We start from the raw sequence: 1,145 nt of genomic DNA on the forward strand, positions 1-1,145 counted from the left end.
GTGATGCTGGCCAGGCCGGTGCCCGCCAGGGTGCCGAGTACGGCGATGGCGGTGTCCATGATGGTGGCTCCTCTGCGGTCGGTGCAGGTAGGTGGGTACGGAGGGCACTGCGGGGCGTGCCCCACGGAGGTAGGTCAGCGGCGGCGGCGTCGCTTGGGCTGGGTGATGGCGGGGATGGAGTCGTAGGACTCCTGGCCCGCCTCGAACGATGCCTTCGTGGTGCCGGTCAGCCCGCCGTGCTCCTTCTTCACGGTGCGCATGATCCGGGTCATCGCCTTGCGGTCTTTGTGCCGTCGCGCGATGGCGTAGTCGCGACCCAGCTCCGCGACGGCCGGGTCCGGGGCGGGGGGGATGGTGCTGTTCCTGGCGAGGCCGAGGGCCTTGCGGATGTCCATCGGGAGTCCTCTCTCTGTACGGGATTTCGTACGGCACCACTGTACGGACTTCCGTACAGTGGTGCAAGGGGTGGCTGCGATATCCACTGGTAGGGGGGCACGGAACTTACTGCGTTCCGTGCCCCACTGCATGCCGGGGGACGGCGATCAGCCGATGGGGCCGAAGTCGATGTTGCTCACGTTCGAGATCTCCAGGTGTCCCTGGTAGCCCCCCATGTACTCGCGGATCGCGTCCTCCAGCTCGCGCACGGCGCCTTCCTCGCCCTCGTTGATGTACGCCTGGACGACCTTGTCCAGCCGTCCTTCGCTCAGGTGGCTGCCCAGGGCGAGGGTCCGGGGCCGGTCGTCACTGGAGACCGTGATCCAGGCCGTGATGGTGAACCCGCCCTTCGGCCGGCGGTCGAAGATGCGCCCGGCCCGGGTGGACAGGCTGATCCGGCGTCGCCGCCCGGCCGGGATGAGCGCGGCCCGCGTCGCCTGGTCGAGTTTCTTCAGCGAGCGCCGCGACGGCGTCGCCTTCCCCTCCTTCCAGCGGCGCCAGGTCCGCAGGCTGACTCCGGCGTCCTGCGCGGCGGCCTTCTCGTCGTCCTTGTGCTTCTTCTCCAGCCAGGCCAGCCGATCGGACAGGGACTTGCCCGACTCCCTGTCGGCCGCCCCCTTCACGCGGCCGGTGAGCTTCTTGATCAGGGCGTCGTGCAGGCTGCTTCCGGTCTGCGGGCTCTCCTTCGGGTGCGAGGGGTGCCGGGGGCG

1 protein-coding gene and 1 pseudogene are annotated in these 1,145 nt (G+C 69.4%); both read right to left on the minus strand.

Annotation, left to right across the window (positions count from 1 at the left end; all coding sequences use genetic code 11):
- Positions 1-134: 134 nt before the first annotated feature.
- Positions 135-395 (minus strand): hypothetical protein, encoded by a 261-nt coding sequence (locus tag D7231_RS35325; protein ID WP_120760481.1) that lies wholly within the window; start codon positions 393-395, stop codon positions 135-137.
- Between the two features lie 147 nt (positions 396-542).
- Positions 543-1,145, minus strand: a pseudogene (locus tag D7231_RS36820) (hypothetical protein); the annotation flags it as partial.

The sequence above is a fragment of the Streptomyces klenkii genome (assembly GCF_003626645.1).
Taxonomy (GTDB): Bacteria; Actinomycetota; Actinomycetes; order Streptomycetales; family Streptomycetaceae; genus Streptomyces; species Streptomyces klenkii.

What these genes read in the sequence shown, in the direction of transcription:
- D7231_RS35325 (WP_120760481.1), bottom strand. Translation starts at nt 395, where the DNA reads ATGGACATCCGCAAGGCCCTCGGCCTCGCCAGGAACAGCACCATCCCC.